Here is a 16,826-nt window from a genome sequence, read left to right on the forward strand (position 1 = left end):
AGGGGGCTGCACAGGCCTCAAAGGCTACGCGGTCCCTGTGGGAGCGGTTTTACCCGCGAAGAGGCTGGCCCGGCCAGTAAATGGTCGGGCCTTACTCAATCAGACCAGCACACCCTGGCTACGCAGGTAGTCGTCATAGGTACCGCTGAAGTCCACCACGCCATCGGCCGACAGCTCGATGATGCGCGTGGCCAGCGACGATACGAACTCGCGGTCGTGGCTGACGAACAGCAGGGTGCCCGGGTAGTTTTCCAGCGCCAGGTTCAGCGCTTCGATCGATTCCATGTCCAGGTGGTTGGTCGGCTCGTCCATCACCAGTACGTTCGGCTTCTGCAGGATCAGCTTGCCGAACAGCATGCGGCCTTGCTCACCACCGGAAATCACCTTCACCGACTTGAGAATCTCGTCGTTGGAGAACAGCATGCGCCCCAGGGTGCCGCGGATCACCTGCTCGCCAGAGGTCCATTGGCCCATCCAGTCGAACAGGGTCATGTCGTCTTCGAAGTCGTGGGCGTGATCCTGGGCGTAGTAGCCCACTTCGGCGCTGTCGGTCCACTTGACCGAACCTGCATCCGGGGTCATCTCGCCGACCAGGGTGCGCAGCAGCGTGGTCTTGCCAATACCGTTGGGGCCGATGATGGCAACGCGCTCGCCCGCTTCGACGGTGATGTCGAAGTTCTTGAACAACACCTTGTCGTCGAAGGCTTTGGCCATTTTTTCGACGACCACGGCCTGGCGGTGCAGTTTCTTGGTCTGTTCGAAACGAATGAACGGGCTGACACGGCTGGACGGCTTGACCTCGGCCAGCTGGATCTTGTCGATCTGCTTGGCGCGCGAAGTCGCCTGCTTGGCCTTCGAGGCGTTGGCCGAGAAGCGGCTGACGAAGGTCTGCAGCTCGGCGATCTGGGCTTTCTTCTTGGCGTTGTCCGACAGCAGTTGCTCACGCGACTGGGTGGCTGCGGTCATGTACTCGTCATAGTTGCCCGGGAACAGGCGCAGTTCGCCGTAATCCAGGTCAGCCATGTGGGTGCAGACGCTGTTGAGGAAGTGTCGGTCGTGGGAAATGATGATCATGGTGCTGTTACGCGCCGTGAGGATCGTTTCCAGCCAGCGGATGGTATTGATGTCCAGGTGGTTGGTCGGTTCGTCGAGCAGCAGCACGTCCGGGTCCGAGAACAGCGCCTGGGCCAATAGCACGCGCAGCTTCCAGCCCGGTGCCACTTCGCTCATCGGGCCGAAGTGTTGCTCCAGTGGGATACCCAGGCCCAGCAACAGTTCACCCGCACGGGATTCGGCGGTGTAGCCGTCCATTTCGGCGAATTCGGTTTCCAGCTCGGCGACGGCCATGCCGTCTTCCTCGGTCATTTCCGGCAGCGAGTAGATGCGGTCGCGCTCGGCCTTGACCTTCCACAGTTGACCGTGGCCCATGATCACCGTATCGATCACGGTGAATTCCTCGTAGGCGAACTGGTCCTGGCGCAGTTTGCCCAGGCGGGTGTTCGGCTCGAGCATGACCTGGCCACCGGATGGCTCCAGGTCACCGCCGAGGATCTTCATGAAGGTCGACTTGCCGCAACCATTGGCGCCGATCAGGCCGTAGCGGTTGCCGTTGTTGAATTTGACGGAAACGTTTTCGAACAGCGGCTTGGAGCCGAACTGCATGGTGATGTTAGCGGTGGAGATCAAAGGGCTTACCTATCAGTAACTTACGACGCTGGGCTTTCAGCTGATACCGATTTGATACCAATCTTGAGCTTTTCCAGCTCGCTCCAGTCGGAGCTTGAGTTAAGCCAACGGGCATACGTCGACAGCAGCATCTGAACGCTGTGACCCAGCTGTTGGGCGATAAATGCGGGGTTGAGGCCGGACATTGCGCGTATTGTCGCATAGGTGTGACGGCAGTTGTATGGGGGGGCGACGCTTGATCCCCAATTCATTCAGCCTCGGCCTCCACCGCTTGTGCAGGTCACAGGCCTGATTCACGTACTCGGCGCTCTTCGACGGCGGGAACAACAACGGGGTTTCGGTCACCGCTGCCTTGGCATTTCTGCGGTGAGCCGCGTACTGCCTGGCGAACTGGATTGTCCGCAAGGTCCAATCGCTCAGCAGCACAACCGGCCTTCAGGCACTTGGCTGGACTCTTGTGGTTCTGCGCCGCCCTCACTGGGGTGGCTTTATCGTCGAATAGGGGGGATATGCTTCGCCGCTTACCAAGCAGGGAGCGTAGTGATGGGTAGACGGCTGGAAGAATTTCGAGGGTGGTTGGGTAAAAGGCGATAGGCACTCGCGGGCCGCGCCGGAGGGATCGCGCCCCTGAGGGAAATCGACGCTGGAACAGGAATTGCTGAAGCCCTGAGACATTGATCATGCGGGGTACGCAGAAATGACTCAGGATGACCGCTATTACATGATTTTCAGCGTGGTGGCTGTGCTGGTACTGGACCTGGCGGCGACTTATGTGTTTCTCAATGCCATATCCTGACCCCGATTGTGGGGCACGCCATACGCGTAATCGGGCCAGCCGCTACATGAAACCTGGCGGGGAAGATGACCAGCGGCGTGCGCCAGCCTGAACATCCCAATTGAGTGCGGTCCAACGTAAGCAAGCCTTGGCTTCGCTTGTCGGAGGTGCGCACATGAAACGCAAGACTGCATGGGTTGTGGTGTTGTCCGGTTCGCTGCTGCTCAGTGGCTGCTGGCCATACGGGCCTGACGGGCGGCATCATCGCCATTATTACGACGGTGATCATGGCGGGCAGGAGTATCGTCGCTACTGATGGCGGGCGCGAGAAGGCGCCCCGAGGTCCATATAGCCAATAAGCCTGATACCGGGTTGCCTTCAAGCAGTAACATGGGCACACGAGGTTGCTGGACGCCGCACTGATGTGTTCCAAGGCATGAGGGTTAGCACTGGAAAACACAAAAAGCCCGCTGTTGAGAGCGGGCTTTTTGCATTTGCTGGCCACGGCCGCAATAATCCGCCTATTTAGAAGGAGAATCTCGGGTGCAAGCAAGAAGCGTTGTCGCCGAAATGTTCATTGGGATCCCGACGCATTTCTGGGTGTTGCCCGTTGCCGGCCTGGTTGCGTACTACGGCTTGAAGTGGTCTGCCAAATCCAGGAATCGCGCTACCTTACTGCAAACCTCGACTTACCTGTTGCTGCTGGCGCTGGCGGTGCTGCCCAACGGTTTTTATGCGCTGTTTCCCCCTGCGCCCGACCCGGATGTGTTGTTGAATAACGCGCCGTTGCCCAACTATGCAGGGCGCCTCTACCTGGATGTGTTCTACGTCTTCGGGGGGTGGGCGCTGAGCAAAGTGGTGAAGCTCAAGTTCAGCTGAGTCGCTGCCCGAATATCTGATGCGCCGACTGGAACGGATATTGCTCTTACCCTTTCAAACCGGCGCATTTGGGGGATACGGCAATGCTTCCTGAAGACCTGTATGTCATGTTTCTGTTTGTCGCCATCGTGCTGGCCCTCGATGTAGCGGCCATCGTGCTGTACCGGGGAGCCAAACCCTGACCCCCATTTGGGGGGGCTGGCACCCTGAACCGGGTATGTAGTCGCGGTCAGGAATGGATTAGCCAGGCAAACCAAGGCGATTTCCAGACCGTGAAGTCAGTCAACAAGCGCCTTCCATGTCGTCGATTCTTGCGGCGACAGAGCGTAACTCGTCCGCAACCACATCGATGGACTTGATGTGCGCGGCAACATCCACCTCGCTTTGCGAGCTACCGCGCGCCGCCATGAACCTGGCATGACCACTCATGGCCTGACTGAGCTGGTCCAGGTGATCGGCTGTTCTGACCAGGTCTGACTTGATGCTATGAAGCGTTTCCATGATGTTAAAGGCCTTCCTTGTCAGTTGCTTCAACGGGCCTGTGAGCATCGCCGCAGGGCAGGGTGAAACGCAACCGATTTGTAGAAGGCGCTTTCTCGCCCAAACCCGGAAGAGCCTACGCGATCATTGCTGGGGCGCCGGCGAGTGCCCAGGTTTTTCAGCGGTCTGTTTCCACCTGAAGTACCGAACCTTTATCGTCCGTTACCAACAATCCGATGGACTGGTTACCGTCTGATTGTTGCTCGGCAAGTGGCACGTCTGAGTGGCGAAAAATGCTACGGTTCTGTTCACCGGTTTTAAGGGTGGTGAGTTTGCCATTCTGATAGAAAAGAAGTGTTTTGTTGGCGTTATTTTGCATTGTGGAATTCCTTGCCGACTGGTGGGTTAACACCTTTACTGTCGCAGCCTCCACCTGCTCACGCTACTGGCAGAATTATCAGGTGCCACAGCGCCCATGGCCGTGTCAATTGCGCGAAAACTGCAGCCAGACCTTGGTTGATTAGTAACTCGGCGCAAGCCCCGTTAGAATGCAGCGTATCCCTAATGGCCAATTGCAAATGCCTACCTTTCGTATCTTTATCACCTCTGCGTTAGTTGCCAGCCTTGCCGGCTGCGCAACCCCTGGCAAACCCACGGCCAGTAAACTGACCAAAAAATCGCCGCAGCAGTACGCCGCATGTGTCCTGCCTAAGTGGCAGGCACTGGCGCCGCAGGCTACGCAGAAGTCGATAGCCCACGGTTATCGGCTGACGGCGCCCAGTGCCGTAGCGAGCGACGATGTGCTGGACGTGGTCGATTCTCGCGATGGCAGCCGCGCTACGTTCTACAAGGGCAGCTTCCTGTCGGGCGACAAATTGCGCCAGGCTGCCAGAGAGTGCCTGGACTGAGTCAGTAGCCCGAGCCGCTCGAACCGCCCATGCTGGGCAGGCGGGCCTTGTGCTCGCGAAGCAGGGTCACTGCCACGGAGATCGCTTAGGGCTTGGCATATTGATCAACCCACGTCCCCGCGCTTGTTCATCTGCTCGCACTGAACCTGCGCATCCGTCCTGCTCGGGTAGCTCGGTTTGAGCCGCTCCTTCACCTGGTTATCGTAAATGTCGAACCCTCCACAAACGGTAGCGGCGTAATAGCGGCTGCCCATGCGGAACGACTCCTTTTCGATCGGCACAGCGGGAACGATAACGAATCTTGGTTGCATGTTTCGTGCCTCCCCAGGCAGAGACTTAAGTATTAGTCTCGCCATGGATAAGCATCAAGCAGGCTCATCAATAAAACAGCGTTCATGCAGGGCAGGGTGCCGATCGCGCTGTCATCAAATGAAAACCCGCTGTCGTCCGATGCGAAGCATCCCGAAAGCCAAGGGCATACAGTCCAGTCATCCAGAACTGACGCCAGGCGTCCAGATCGATGAGTGGAGAGACAAGCATGTCCAAAGTCGTACGTTTCCATCAGACCGGTGGCCCCGAAGTGCTGCGCTACGAGGATGCCGAGGTGGGCGAGCCCGGCCCAGGCCAGGTGCGTTTGCGCCAGGTGGCGGTGGGCCTGAACTACGCCGACACCTACTTCCGCAATGGCACCTACCCGATTCCGTTGCCCAATGGCATCGGCGTGGAAGCTGCCGGGGTGGTAGAGGCCGTGGGCGAGGGCGTGACGCAGGTGAGGGTCGGTGACCGTGTCACCTATACCGGCTTCCTCAATACCCTGGGTGCTTATTGTACCGAGCGACTCATACCCGCCGCGGCACTGATAAAACTGCCGGAAACCATTGCCTTCGAGACCGCTGCCGCCATGACCATGCGCGGCCTGACCTCGGCCTACTTGCTACGCCGGCTCTATGACTTCAAGCCCGGTGACAGCGTGCTGCTGCATGCCGCTGCTGGCGGGGTGGGCCTGATTGTCGCGCAGTGGGCGAGGTTGTTGGGGCTGAACGTGATCGGCACCGTATCCACCGAGGCCAAGGCTGAAGTGGCCCGCGCCCATGGCTGTAACCACATCATCAACTACAGCGTCGAGGACGTGGCCAGCCGCGTGCGTGAGCTGACCGACGGGGTAGGGGTGAACGTGGTGTTTGACAGCGTTGGCAAGAACACCTTCATGGGCTCGCTCGATGCGCTCAAACGCCGTGGCCTGATGGTATGCGTTGGCACGGCTTCGGGCACCATCCCGCCATTCGACCCGCAATTGCTGGCGATCAAGGGTTCGCTGCAGCTCACCCGCCCGGCACTGGCCGACTTCATTGCCGACCCGGCAGAAAAGGCCGACCTGGCCGGTGAACTGTTCGACCACGTCAGCAGCGGGCGCATCCGGATCGAAATCAACCAGCACTACGCTTTGCAGGATGCCGCTCAGGCCCACCGTGACCTGGAAGCTCGCAAAACCACCGGCTCGTCGATCTTCGTCATCTGAAGAGGGCAACAGCATGCACATCGAACAACTGACCTGCGCGATCGGTGCTGAGGTAAGTGGCGTCAACCTGGCCGACGCGATTCACGATGATGACCTGTTCGCCCAACTGCGCCAGCAGCTGCTTCAACACCGTGTGCTGTTCATGCGCGACCAGCACTTCAGCCGTGCCGAGCATGTGGCCTTCGCCCGTCGCTTCGGCGAATTGGAAGATCACCCGGTGGCCGGTAGCGATCCTGAGCACCCAGGGCTGGTGCAGATCTACAAGCGCCCGGACCAGCCCAACGACCGTTATGAAAATGCCTGGCACACCGACGCCACCTGGCGCGAGGCGCCCCCCATGGGCTGCGTACTGCGCTGCGTCGAGTGCCCCCCGGTGGGCGGCGATACGATGTGGGCGAACATGGTGCTGGCTTATGAAAACCTGCCCAGCGACGTAAAAGCCAAGATCGAAGGCCTGCGCGCCCGCCACAGCATCGAGGCCAGTTTCGGCGCCGCCATGCCGCTGGACAAACGCCTGGCGCTGAAGGCGCAGTTCCCCGATGCCGAGCACCCGGTGGTGCGCACCCACCCGGAAACGGGCGAGCAGGTGTTGTTCGTCAACGCCTTCACCACCCATTTCAGCAACTACCACACCCCGCAGCGGGTGCGTTTCGGCCAGGACGCCAACCCAGGTGCCAGCGACCTGCTGCGTTACCTGATCAGCCAGGCGTACCTGCCCGAGTACCAGGTGCGCTGGCGCTGGAAGCCTAACAGCGTGGCGATCTGGGACAACCGCAGCACTCAGCATTACGCCGTCATGGACTACCCGCCGTGCCACCGCAAGATGGAGCGCGCCGGGATCAAGGGCAGCCGCACGTTCTAAGCCTGTCGCCGTCACTGGCGGCAACCGCACAATAACAATAGCGAGGACTACAGCATGCAATTCTTCGACGATTCGTTGCACCCGGAAAACATGGAAAAGGTGGTGATCACCGTGGCCCCCTATGGCCCGGAGTGGATGCCCGAAGACTTCCCTGAAGACATTCCACTGACCATGGACGAGCAGGTGCAGAAGGCCGTCGACTGTTACGAGGCAGGCGCCACCGTGCTGCACTTGCATGTGCGTGAACTGGACGGCAAAGGCTCCAAGCGCTTGTCCAAGTTCAACGAGCTGATCGCCGGTGTGCGTGAGGCGGTTCCGGACATGATCATCCAGGTGGGGGGGTCTATTTCCTTCGCGCCGGAGGGCGAAGGCGAGGCGGCCAAGTGGCTGTCGGACGATACCCGACACATGCTCGCCGAACTGACGCCGCGCCCCGACCAGGTCACCGTGGCGATCAACACCACGCAGATGAACATCATGGAGCTGTTGTACCCCGAGTACCTCGAAGGCACCTCGCTGGCCAGCCCCGCAATCCATGCAGCTTACAGCGAGATGACCGTGCCGGCTGGCCCGGCCTGGGTCCGCGAACACCTGCGCCGCCTGCAGGCCAGCAATATCCAGCCGCATTTCCAGCTGACTGGCATGCATGCCCTGGAAACCCTTGAGCGCATTGTGCGCCGGGGTGACTACATGGGCCCGCTGAACCTGACCTGGATCGGCATTGGCGGCGGTTTCGACGGCCCCAACCCGTTCAACTTCTTCAATTTCATCCACCGCGCACCGGACGGCTGCACGTTGACCGCCGAGTCGTTGCTGAAGAACGTGCTGCCGTTCAACACCATGGCCTTGGCCATGGGCCTGCACCCGCGCTGTGGCAACGAAGACACCATCATCGACCAGCACGGCAAACGCTTCACCTCGGTGCAGCAGGTCCGGCAGACCGTGCGCGTGGCGCATGAACTGGGTCGCGAGATTGCCACTGGCAAAGAGGCCCGCGCCATTTACCGCATCGGCCAGCAGTACGACAGCATCGAGCAGACCCTGAAGGCCAACGGCATGGCGCCAAACCGCCTGTCGGGTGTGAAGGGGGTGCCGCAGCGTACCTGAAAGGCAGGCCCGACCCTTTCGCGGGCTTGCCCGCGAAGCGGCCCGCAAGAGCAACATCAGTTCTGGCTGTTACCCATAACAACAAAAACAACACCCAAGCCCTACACCCAAGGAGGCAACATGGCCACCTACCTCGCCAGCGCCGAAGACTCCGGTAGCGAATCCGCCCACAGCGTGCCCCGGCGTTATGCCTGGGTGGTCTTTGCCCTGACCTTTGGTCTGTTGATCTCCGACTACATGTCGCGCCAGGTACTCAACGCGGTGTTCCCGCTGCTCAAGGGCGAATGGGCGCTCAGTGACAGCCAATTGGGCCTGCTCAGCGGGATCGTCGCGCTGATGGTCGGCTTGCTGACGTTCCCGCTGTCACTGTTGGCCGACCGTTTCGGCCGGGTACGCAGCCTGGTGTTGATGGCGGTACTGTGGAGCCTGGCGACGCTCGGCTGCGCCTTGGCAGAAAATTACCCGCAAATGTTCATTGCGCGTTTTCTGGTCGGGGTCGGAGAGGCCGCTTACGGCAGTGTCGGCATTGCCGTGGTGGTCGCCGTGTTCCCCCGCGACATGCGCTCGACCCTGGCCGGGGCGTTCATGGCCGGTGGCATGTTCGGCTCGGTGCTGGGCATGGCCCTGGGCGGCGTGTTGGCTCAGCACCTGGGGTGGCGCTGGGCATTCGCCGGTATGGCACTGTTCGGCCTGATGCTGGCGATGCTGTACCCCATGATCGTCAAGGAGGCACGCATTGCGCCCAAGTGCGCGCAGCAGGCGCTGGGCAAGGTCAGCCGCCCGCTGCGCAGCTTGTACAGCAGCCGCTCGGTCATCGCCGCCTATATCGGCAGCGGCCTGCAGCTGTTTGTTGGCGGCACCTTGATTGTGTGGATGCCTAGCTACCTGAACCGCTATTACGCCATGGGCACTGACCGCGCCGGTGCGGTCGCCGCTGTCATCGTGTTGTGCAGCGGCGTCGGCATGATCGTCTGCGCCATGCTCTGCGACCGCCTGGGCCGGCAGCGCCCGGACCGCAAGATCAGCCTGGCCATCGGTTACTGCCTGGGCAGCTGCGTGCTGCTGAGCATGGCCTTCGCGTTGCCCGCTGGCACCGCACAACTGGTGCTGATCTGCCTGGGCATGATGATTGCCGCCGGCACCAACGGCCCGTCCAGTGCCATGGTTGCCAACCTTACCCACGCCTCGGTACATGGCACCGCTTTCGCCACCCTGACCCTGGCCAACAACCTGCTGGGCCTGGCGACCGGGCCGCTGATTACTGGCCGGGTATCCGACCTGATCGGCCTGCAGGCCGCATTACAGCTGGTACCGCTGACAAGCATCGCGGCGGCGGCTGTGTTCTTTTTCGCTAAACGTCATTACCACCGCGACATGGACTGTCTGCGCTCCAGGAGTTGAAACCGTGAAACAGCTGTTGTCCGTCGAGGTGTTCTTCGATTTTGTCTGCCCTTGGTGCCTGATTGGGCAGCGGCACCTGCAGGCGGCCCTTTTGTGGTTGCAACGTGAGCAACCTCAGGTAGAGGTGCAGGTGCACTGGCAGGGCGTGCAGTTGTTGCCTGGGCTGCCTGCCAACGGGGTGTCGTTCAGTACGTTTTACCTGCAACGCCTGGGCAGTGAACAAGCCGTACGCGAGCGCCAGGCCCAGGTGCGCGCCGCTGCCAGCGTGGTGGGCGAGGATATCGATTTCTCGCGCATACGCCGCATGCCCAATACCGGCAATGCTCACCGGTTGATGCAACGGGCCGGCAGCCTGCTCGGTGCACCGCAACAGGAGGCGTTGCTGGCGCAGTTGTTCATTGCCTATTTCCATCAGGGCCGTGACCTGGGAGACAGCGGCACCTTGCTCGGTATTGCCCAGAGCTGCGGGCTGCAGGCCGCACAAGTGGTCGACTGCCTGCGTGACGACGGTAGCCCGTTTCTCGATGGGGCAGGGCGCGCAGGCAGTGCCGTGCCGCGCTACCGCTTCAATCAGGGGCCGTTGATTGCAGGCGTGCGGCCGGCCGAGGCGCTGTTTGCGGCCATGAACGACGCCTTGCAGGAGGTGGTGCAGGCATGAAACGACGTATGGCACTGGCCCCCGATCAAGTACCCGAACGCAACGGGCGGGTGCTGTTGGACCTTGAAGGCCACAGTGTGGCCTTGTTCAACATTGCCGATTCGTTCTATGCCGTCGATGACAGTTGCCCGCACCAGGGGGCATCGCTGTGCGGTGGTCGCCTGGAGGGTCGCGTCATCCAGTGCTGTGCCCACGGGTTGCGTTTCGACCTGGCCAGCGGTTATCTGCAGAACTCCACCGCGCTCAAGCTGAACACGTACCCTGTCGAGCACGAGAAGGGTGAGGTGTTTATCGTCATCGATGAGCCCGCAACGGGCGGTTAATGCAACTGCCCATTGTGCTGTGCGCGCCAGTTTGCCGGCGGCATGCCGTACTGGGCAATGAACCAGCGGGTGAATGAGCTGGGCATCGAATAACCGAGCATGTCGGCAATGCGCCCCAGCGAATAGCTGGGGTTTTCCAGGTAGCGCATCACCAGGTCACGGCGCACGCTGTTGATCAGGTCCTTGAAGGTCAGCGCGTTCTCTTCCAGCCGCCGCTGCAGGGTGCGCACGTTCATGCCTTGGGTCTGCGCCACTTGCTCGATGGTGGCACGGCCCATGGGTAGCAGCAGGTAGATGGTCTTGCGTAGCTCCAGTTCCAGCGACGGCACGCCGCTGGCCGGCAGCGTGTCCAGGTAGCGCCGCGCCAGCCGGGCCATGGCCTCGTTGGCCTGCGGGCTGGCGCTGTCGAGGTCGGCGGCGGGGCAGACGATGCCATTGAATTCGCTACCGAACACCAGTGTGCAACCGAAAATGCGCCGGTGAATGGCGGGGTCGGCAGGGGCCGCGTGGGTGAAGTTGGCACTGATCGGGTGCCAATGGGCACCCAGCAGTGCCGCGCACAGGCGCATCATCACGCCGATGGCCAACTCGGTGGCCTGGCGGCTGCACGGCGCTCGCTCGTTGATCACCTCCTCACGAATAACCACGGTCTTGCCGGCTTCCTCGATATGGATGGCCAGCGCGTCGTTGAGCAGGTGGCGGTACTGCACGATCACTTGCAGCGCATCGCGCAGGTTGCGTTGGTGGCTGAGCAGCAGGCTGATTTCGCCGAAGTCCGACAACTGACGCAATTCGGCCATGCGCAAACCGAAACTTTCGCACTTCGTGGCGCTGGCAGAGGCCTCCAGCAAGCTGATGACGCTGGCCACCGGGATACGCCGGTTGGGGTCGTCGAGCAGCGCGGCGCTCAGGCCAACCTGTGCCAGCAGTGCATGGGGATTGAGGCCCAGGTGGCGGGACACTTCCAGGTAGTTGGTCAAACTGGCGGCACGGACTAGAGCAGGCATTTTTTATTGTTGTCCCTGAAGTACGGGGGTTGCAGGTCCACTGGTTTTATAGCGTGCGTGTCATCAATTGAAAAGCAAAGCCCTGTTTTGACCGTTGTCATCAAATGAAAAGCGCCTGACGCCCAATGTAAAGCACCCGGGGGGAGGCCTGTTTACTGTGACCTTCAAGCGCTACATCGCACATGAGGTTCACCGTGGAAAAATTGCAAACCACAGCCACCGTGCTGATTGTCCCTGGCCTGCGTGACCACGTCGCCGAACATTGGCAAACCCTGCTGGCCGGCCGCCTGGCCAAGGTGCGCAGCGTACCGCCGTTGCAGGTTGACGGCCTGTGTTGCAACGCCCGGGTCGAGGCGATCCAGCGCGAGCTCGATAAGCTCGAAGGTGAGGTAATCCTGGTCGCGCACAGCGCTGGCGTACTGATGGTCGCCCATTGGGCGGCACGCTACCGGCGGCCGATCAAGGGGGCTTTGCTGGCGGCCCCGCCAGACCTCAATGCCCACTGGCCGGCGCATTACCCAAGCCCGGCCAGCCTGGCCGAGAAGGGTTGGTCACCGCTTCCGCCGACGTCGCTGCCATTCCCAAGCATTGTCGCGGCCAGCAGTAACGACCACCTCGCCAGCTACGCCGCCGCCGGTGAACTGGCCCGGCGTTGGGGCAGCGAACTGGTTGGCCTGGGCGCTGTTGGCCACCTTAACCCGGCTTCCGGTTTCGGCCCTTGGCCGCTAGCCGAGGCCCTGATCCGCCGACTGGACGGCGCAAACCTGCAGTAACGCATGGACGCCCCAGCCACGCCCGCAGCAGACGGGCGGCGTAAAAAACAATTACAATACGTGGAGCCATCGTAATGCCAGAACACCGCATTCACCGTGCTGTGAAGCCACAGCGCTGCCTGCTTGCCTGTGCCATCGGCCTGCTCACGCTGCCTGCCGCCCAAGCCTTCGAAGTCGATACCGGCAACGAAGACTGGGCCGTGCGCTTCGACAATACCGTCAAGTACAACTACGGCGTGCGCACTGAAAGTGCCGACAAGCGCTTGCTGGGCACGCCCAACAGCAACGACGGCGACTACAACTTCCGCAAGGCGGGCACCAACGTCACCAACCGGGTCGACCTGCTGACCGAGCTGGACGTGGTGTACCAGGGCAACACCGGTTTTCGCGTCAGCACTGCCAGCTGGTACGACAAGGCCTACGACAACACCGGCTCCAACAGCAACCCGTTCGTCAACGGCAACGGTGACCAGTCAGGCATCAACCCCAGCCTCAATGGCCTGCCGGGCACCGGCATACCGCTGGGCAGTCCGCACCTGAGTAACTACGCCCAGCGTTACTACAGCGGCCCCTCGGGCGAAGTGCTGGATGCCTTCGTGTTCATGAGCCGTGACGTGGGCGAAGCATCACAGGTCAGCGCCAAGCTGGGCCAGCACAACCTGTTCTGGGGTGAAACCCTGCTCAACCCGGTGCATTCGTTGAGCTACGGCCAGTCCGGCCTGGACCTGGCCAAGCTGGCGGCATCGCCGGGCACCGAGGCCAAGGAGCTGTTCGTGCCCCGTAACCAGCTGTCCACTTCGTTTCTGGTCAATTCCGAGCTCACCCTGGGCGCTCAGTACTTCTTCGACTGGGACGCGGCCCGACTGCCCGAGGCGGGTACCTACTATGGCGGCTCCGACGTGGTAGGCGAGGGCGCGCAGAGCTTACTGCTGGGCCATACCGGCACCCCGGGGCTGATCCCGGTGCGTGGTGCGCTGACCACCCTGCGCCGTGGTCATGACCTTACCCCTGGCAAAAGCGGCGACTGGGGCGTCATGGCCAAGTGGTCGCCGGAGTGGCTGGGCGGCACCCTGGGTTTCTACTACCGCAAGACCTCCGAAATCCTGCCCCAGGCCTGGCTCGATGCGCGTGGCATGACCGTGGCCAACGGTCCGTTCGGCAACCCGCCGGGCAGCCGCCAGGGCGCGGTCGGCAACCTCTACAACTCACTGCAAAGCACCACCTACCAGTTCGCCTATGCCGACAACATCGACATCTATGGGCTGAGCCTGTCCAAGGATGTGGCGGGCATCAGCGTCGGCAGCGACTTGAACATCCGCCACAACATGCCGCTGGCGAGCATCCCGGCAATCGTCAGTGCCCCCGGCCAGGCAGGCCTGGGGGGCGGCTTCGGCCTGCTGCCGGCGCGCCTGCCCAGCAGCGGGGTGATCTACGACGTGCCCAAGGATGGCGACAGCCTGAGCGCCACTGGTGACACCCTGCACTTCACCCTCAACGGCCTGATGACCATCGGTGATACGCCGCTGTTCGACTCGGCAACCCTGCTCGGCGAGCTGTTCTACAGCAACCTGCTCAAGCTCGATGGCCACAACGAGGCCTTGTACAAAGGCAAGAGCAGCTACCGCGGTATCGACAAGGCCACCCGCGATAACTGGGGCATCGCCGTCAACTTCACCCCCACCTGGTACCAGGTGGTGCCGGGCATGGACCTGAGCATGCCGCTGTCGGTCAACGTTGGCATCGACGGTGTGTCGCCGGTGCAGGGCGGCGGTGCCGAAAACACCGGCAACTATGCGCTTGGCGTAAGCGCGGCGATCTACAACCAGTACTTCGTCGACCTCAAGTACGTCGACAGCTTCGGTGAGACCAAGGCCTGCAAGGATGGCCAGACCGACGGCAGCACCCCCAATGCCCTGGACGGCGAACAGGATTACACCTGCTACGGCGGCGGCTACGCCTCCTTCTCCGGTGGTGGTGCCACCACCGAGGACCGTGGCGCCCTGTACCTGACCGTCAAGACGACCTTCTGACTCATGTTTCCTACCGCCTACACAGGAAGACAACCATCATGAATTTCGTACGTACCCTGCTGGCCTCGTGCCTGTCGCTGGCCGCGCTCAACGCCGCCCAAGCCGCTGTTTCCTCTGATCAGGCTGCCCGCCTGGGCACCAACCTGACCGCCATCGGTGCCGAAAAGGCCGGCAATGCCGACGGTTCGATCCCGGCTTACCAGGGTGGCCTGCAGACACCGCCTGCCAACTTCCAGAGCGGTGCCAGCATGCGCCCCGACCCGTTTGCCAGCGACAAGCCGCTGCTGGTCATCGATGGCAAGAACGCCGACCAGTACAAGGGCCAGCTGACTGCCACCACCCTGGAACTGCTCAAGCGCTATCCCAGTTACCGTGTCGACGTGTACCCGACTCATCGCAGCGTAGCGCTGCCGCAGGCGGTGCTAGACAACACCCGCAAAAACGCCACCGCTGCCAAAAGCCTGGAGGGTGGCACGGCGGTGGACAACGTGCTGCCCGGCATCCCGTTCCCCATTCCGCAAAACGGCGCCGAGGCCATGTGGAACTTCCTGCTGCGCTACCAGGGCGTGAGCATGACCGCCAAGTACGACTCATGGAACGTCGATGCCGCCGGCAAAGCGTCACTGTCGACCACCGGCCAGGCCAATATCAGCTACCCGATCTACGAGGACATGGCCAAGCCGATCGGTGCCAAGGACACCTATTACCAGATGAAGCTGGTGTACACCGGGCCCGCGCGCCGTGCCGGCGAAGCCATGATGCTGCGCGATGCCGCCAACCCGCTGGAGCAGCCGCGCAGCGCCTGGCAGTACCTGCCGGGGCAGCGCCGGGTCAAGCTGGCACCCAACCTGGCCTACGACACGCCCAACCCGGGCACGTCGGGCTCGGGCACCTACGATGACGTGTTCGTCTTCAATGGCGCCCTGGACCGCTACGACTGGACCTTGGTCGGCAAGCAGGAGATGTACGTGCCTTACAACACTTACCCGCTCACCTATAACACCGACGTCAAGCAACTGATCACCCCCAACCACCTGGCCCCGCAGTTCGTGCGCTGGGAAAAGCACCGCGTGTGGGTGGTGGAGGGCAAGCTCAAGGACGGCGCACGCCACATCTATCACAAGCGCCGCTTCTACCTTGACGAAGACAGCTGGATCGCCCTGGCCTCGGACCAGTACGACGCCCGTGGCCAGCTTTATCGCGGCTCGTTCGCCTTCCTCACCCAGAGCTACGACAAACAGACCCCGGACGCCACGCCTTTCATGATCTACGACCTGATCGGCGGCACCTACAACCTCAACGGCGTGGTGGGTGCCTACGGCGGTATCCGCTACATCGACCCATTGTCGAAAACCCAGTGGTCGCCCGAGTCGCTGGCCGGCAATGGCATTCGCTGAGCGCACGGAGCAGAGGTTGCCAATGTCTGTCTTCAAACGATGCAGCGTAGTGATGCTGGCCCTGGCGGCGCTGCAGGGCACGGCGCAGGCCGTGCCCTTCACCGACGTGCTGGAGGTGCCCGCCATGCCCAGTGCCCTGGCCAGCAGCAGCGCCCTGCGTGACGTGACCTTGGCCGGGCCGCGCCTGGTCGCGGTCGGCCCGCGCGGGCACATCCTGTATTCCGATGACCACGGCGCACACTGGCAGCAAGCCCAGGTGCCCGTCAGCGCCGACCTGAATGGGGTGAGCTTTGCTACGCCCGAACTGGGCTGGGCGGTCGGCCACGACGGTGTGGTGCTGCACAGCCGCGATGGTGGCGTGCACTGGCACAAACAGCTGGATGGCCGCGCGCTGGCCGAGCAGTTGCCTGCGGCGGCCACCGATAATGCCTTGCTCGACGTGTGGTTCAGCGATGCCCGCAACGGCTATGCGGTGGGGGTGTTCAACCTGTTGTTGCGCACCACCGACGGCGGCGAGCACTGGCAACCCTGGCTCGACCACAGCGACAACCCGCAAGGCCTGCACCTGACCAGCCTGGCGGCGGTGGGTGACGACCTGTACATCACCGGCGAGCAGGGCCTGCTGCTGAAGTGGAGCGGCGCACGCTTCAGCCGCGTCGACACGCCCTATGCCGGCACCCTGTTCGGCGCCGTCGGCAAACCCGGCGTGCTGCTGGTCTACGGCCTGCGCGGCCACGCCTACCGCAGCACCGATGGCGGCCAGCAGTGGCAGCCGGTGAATACGGGTATCAACACCAGCCTCACCGCCGCCGGCGTCGACCGTAACGGCCAGCTGTGGCTGGCCAGCCAGGCCGGCGACCTGCTGCTCAGTCGGGATGACGGTGCCAGCTTCAGCCAGGTGCCGCAAAGCGCCCGTGGCCCGGTGACCGCGCTCGTCAGCGACACCGGCAACGGCCTGGTGCTGGTGGGCGAGCGGGGCGTGCGCAACCAGGCCGGTAACCCCACGCAACACCCATAACAA

At 62.2% G+C, this 16,826-nt stretch carries 18 protein-coding genes and 1 pseudogene; 13 read left to right on the plus strand and 6 right to left on the minus strand.

Annotation, left to right across the window (positions count from 1 at the left end):
* Positions 1-99: 99 nt before the first annotated feature.
* Both PM2_RS05195 and PM2_RS31485 read right to left on the minus strand, forming a co-directional pair.
* Complete coding sequence (locus tag PM2_RS05195) at positions 100-1,686, minus strand: ABC-F family ATPase (protein ID WP_016715632.1); 1,587 nt, start codon at positions 1,684-1,686, stop codon at positions 100-102.
* Positions 1,687-1,706: 20 nt separating this feature from the next.
* Positions 1,707-2,112 (minus strand): annotated as a pseudogene (locus tag PM2_RS31485) (site-specific integrase); the annotation flags it as partial.
* A 524-nt stretch (positions 2,113-2,636) separates the two neighbouring features.
* On the opposite strand from PM2_RS31485, the gene PM2_RS31125 reads away from it, so the two are divergent.
* Positions 2,637-2,777 (plus strand): hypothetical protein, encoded by a 141-nt coding sequence (locus PM2_RS31125; RefSeq protein WP_162998267.1) that lies wholly within the window; start codon positions 2,637-2,639, stop codon positions 2,775-2,777.
* Positions 2,778-3,031: 254 nt separating this feature from the next.
* Positions 3,032-3,340, plus strand: coding sequence for a hypothetical protein (locus PM2_RS05200; RefSeq protein ID WP_016715630.1), 309 nt, complete (start codon positions 3,032-3,034; stop codon positions 3,338-3,340).
* Between the two features lie 282 nt (positions 3,341-3,622).
* On the opposite strand, the gene PM2_RS05205 is transcribed toward PM2_RS05200, so the two are convergent.
* Together PM2_RS05205 and PM2_RS05210 are read right to left on the minus strand one after the other, a co-directional pair.
* Positions 3,623-3,841 (minus strand): hypothetical protein, encoded by a 219-nt coding sequence (locus PM2_RS05205; RefSeq protein ID WP_019097552.1) that lies wholly within the window; start codon positions 3,839-3,841, stop codon positions 3,623-3,625.
* 157 nt (positions 3,842-3,998) lie between these two features.
* Entirely contained in the window at positions 3,999-4,199 is a 201-nt protein-coding gene (locus PM2_RS05210; RefSeq protein WP_016715627.1) for a hypothetical protein, read from the minus strand.
* Positions 4,200-4,368: 169 nt separating this feature from the next.
* On the opposite strand from PM2_RS05210, the gene PM2_RS05215 reads away from it, so the two are divergent.
* Positions 4,369-4,728: a hypothetical protein gene (locus PM2_RS05215; protein ID WP_016715626.1), complete on the plus strand. Its 360-nt coding sequence runs from the start codon at positions 4,369-4,371 to the stop codon at positions 4,726-4,728.
* Between the two features lie 104 nt (positions 4,729-4,832).
* Here PM2_RS05215 and PM2_RS05220 read toward each other — a convergent pair whose 3' ends face one another.
* Positions 4,833-5,039 carry a hypothetical protein gene (locus PM2_RS05220; RefSeq protein ID WP_020371287.1) on the minus strand — a complete coding sequence of 69 codons (207 nt, stop codon included), beginning with the start codon at positions 5,037-5,039 and terminating at the stop codon, positions 4,833-4,835.
* Between the two features lie 227 nt (positions 5,040-5,266).
* Between PM2_RS05220 and PM2_RS05225 the strand changes: the two genes are divergently transcribed.
* The 6 genes from PM2_RS05225 (at position 5,267) to PM2_RS05250 (ending at position 10,598) form a co-directional block, all read left to right on the plus strand.
* Positions 5,267-6,247, plus strand: coding sequence for a quinone oxidoreductase family protein (locus PM2_RS05225; protein WP_016715624.1), 981 nt, complete (start codon positions 5,267-5,269; stop codon positions 6,245-6,247).
* Between the two features lie 13 nt (positions 6,248-6,260).
* Positions 6,261-7,109, plus strand: coding sequence for a TauD/TfdA dioxygenase family protein (locus PM2_RS05230; protein ID WP_016715623.1), 849 nt, complete (start codon positions 6,261-6,263; stop codon positions 7,107-7,109).
* Between the two features lie 54 nt (positions 7,110-7,163).
* Positions 7,164-8,216: a beta-keto acid cleavage family enzyme gene (locus tag PM2_RS05235; protein WP_016715622.1), complete on the plus strand. Its 1,053-nt coding sequence runs from the start codon at positions 7,164-7,166 to the stop codon at positions 8,214-8,216.
* Positions 8,217-8,336: 120 nt separating this feature from the next.
* Positions 8,337-9,617 (plus strand): MFS transporter, encoded by a 1,281-nt coding sequence (locus tag PM2_RS05240; protein ID WP_028698793.1) that lies wholly within the window; start codon positions 8,337-8,339, stop codon positions 9,615-9,617.
* 4 nt (positions 9,618-9,621) lie between these two features.
* Positions 9,622-10,275, plus strand: a complete 654-nt coding sequence (locus tag PM2_RS05245; RefSeq protein WP_016715620.1) for a DsbA family oxidoreductase — start codon at positions 9,622-9,624, stop codon at positions 10,273-10,275.
* On the plus strand, positions 10,272-10,598 hold the full coding sequence (locus PM2_RS05250; RefSeq protein WP_026020371.1) for a Rieske (2Fe-2S) protein: 327 nt from the start codon (positions 10,272-10,274) through the stop codon (positions 10,596-10,598). Before PM2_RS05245 ends, PM2_RS05250 begins: the two co-directional genes overlap by 4 nt.
* Here the strand turns inward: PM2_RS05250 and PM2_RS05255 are convergent.
* Positions 10,595-11,605, minus strand: coding sequence for an AraC family transcriptional regulator (locus PM2_RS05255; protein WP_016715618.1), 1,011 nt, complete (start codon positions 11,603-11,605; stop codon positions 10,595-10,597). The genes PM2_RS05250 and PM2_RS05255 overlap by 4 nt on opposite strands.
* Before the next feature lie 194 nt (positions 11,606-11,799).
* On the opposite strand from PM2_RS05255, the gene PM2_RS05260 reads away from it, so the two are divergent.
* From PM2_RS05260 to PM2_RS05275, 4 genes are all read left to right on the plus strand, one after another.
* Positions 11,800-12,378, plus strand: coding sequence for an RBBP9/YdeN family alpha/beta hydrolase (locus PM2_RS05260; protein WP_016715617.1), 579 nt, complete (start codon positions 11,800-11,802; stop codon positions 12,376-12,378).
* A gap of 74 nt (positions 12,379-12,452) precedes the next feature.
* Complete coding sequence (locus tag PM2_RS05265) at positions 12,453-14,408, plus strand: DUF1302 domain-containing protein (protein ID WP_025754179.1); 1,956 nt, start codon at positions 12,453-12,455, stop codon at positions 14,406-14,408.
* A gap of 38 nt (positions 14,409-14,446) precedes the next feature.
* The gene (locus PM2_RS05270) at positions 14,447-15,805 is read left to right on the plus strand and encodes a DUF1329 domain-containing protein (RefSeq protein ID WP_016715615.1); all 1,359 of its coding nucleotides are present in this window, start codon (positions 14,447-14,449) and stop codon (positions 15,803-15,805) included.
* 22 nt (positions 15,806-15,827) lie between these two features.
* On the plus strand, positions 15,828-16,823 hold the full coding sequence (locus tag PM2_RS05275) for a WD40/YVTN/BNR-like repeat-containing protein (protein ID WP_028698794.1): 996 nt from the start codon (positions 15,828-15,830) through the stop codon (positions 16,821-16,823).
* Positions 16,824-16,826 lie beyond the last annotated feature (3 nt).

It is taken from the genome of Pseudomonas monteilii NBRC 103158 = DSM 14164, assembly GCF_000730605.1.
In the GTDB taxonomy this organism is placed as follows: domain Bacteria; phylum Pseudomonadota; class Gammaproteobacteria; order Pseudomonadales; family Pseudomonadaceae; genus Aquipseudomonas; species Aquipseudomonas monteilii.

Excerpts from the sequence above, each read along its gene's own strand:
- PM2_RS31125 (WP_162998267.1), top strand. The coding sequence starts at position 2,637 with ATGAAACGCAAGACTGCATGGGTTGTGGTGTTGTCCGGTTCGCTGCTG.
- PM2_RS05200 (WP_016715630.1), top strand. The coding sequence starts at position 3,032 with ATGTTCATTGGGATCCCGACGCATTTCTGGGTGTTGCCCGTTGCCGGC.
- PM2_RS05205 (WP_019097552.1), bottom strand. The coding sequence starts at position 3,841 with ATGGAAACGCTTCATAGCATCAAGTCAGACCTGGTCAGAACAGCCGAT.
- PM2_RS05210 (WP_016715627.1), bottom strand. The coding sequence starts at position 4,199 with ATGCAAAATAACGCCAACAAAACACTTCTTTTCTATCAGAATGGCAAA.
- PM2_RS05215 (WP_016715626.1), top strand. The coding sequence starts at position 4,369 with ATGCAGCGTATCCCTAATGGCCAATTGCAAATGCCTACCTTTCGTATC.
- PM2_RS05220 (WP_020371287.1), bottom strand. The coding sequence starts at position 5,039 with ATGCAACCAAGATTCGTTATCGTTCCCGCTGTGCCGATCGAAAAGGAG.
- PM2_RS05225 (WP_016715624.1), top strand. The coding sequence starts at position 5,267 with ATGTCCAAAGTCGTACGTTTCCATCAGACCGGTGGCCCCGAAGTGCTG.
- PM2_RS05230 (WP_016715623.1), top strand. The coding sequence starts at position 6,261 with ATGCACATCGAACAACTGACCTGCGCGATCGGTGCTGAGGTAAGTGGC.
- PM2_RS05235 (WP_016715622.1), top strand. The coding sequence starts at position 7,164 with ATGCAATTCTTCGACGATTCGTTGCACCCGGAAAACATGGAAAAGGTG.
- PM2_RS05240 (WP_028698793.1), top strand. The coding sequence starts at position 8,337 with ATGGCCACCTACCTCGCCAGCGCCGAAGACTCCGGTAGCGAATCCGCC.
- PM2_RS05250 (WP_026020371.1), top strand. The coding sequence starts at position 10,272 with ATGAAACGACGTATGGCACTGGCCCCCGATCAAGTACCCGAACGCAAC.
- PM2_RS05255 (WP_016715618.1), bottom strand. The coding sequence starts at position 11,605 with ATGCCTGCTCTAGTCCGTGCCGCCAGTTTGACCAACTACCTGGAAGTG.
- PM2_RS05265 (WP_025754179.1), top strand. The coding sequence starts at position 12,453 with ATGCCAGAACACCGCATTCACCGTGCTGTGAAGCCACAGCGCTGCCTG.
- PM2_RS05270 (WP_016715615.1), top strand. The coding sequence starts at position 14,447 with ATGAATTTCGTACGTACCCTGCTGGCCTCGTGCCTGTCGCTGGCCGCG.
- PM2_RS05275 (WP_028698794.1), top strand. The coding sequence starts at position 15,828 with ATGTCTGTCTTCAAACGATGCAGCGTAGTGATGCTGGCCCTGGCGGCG.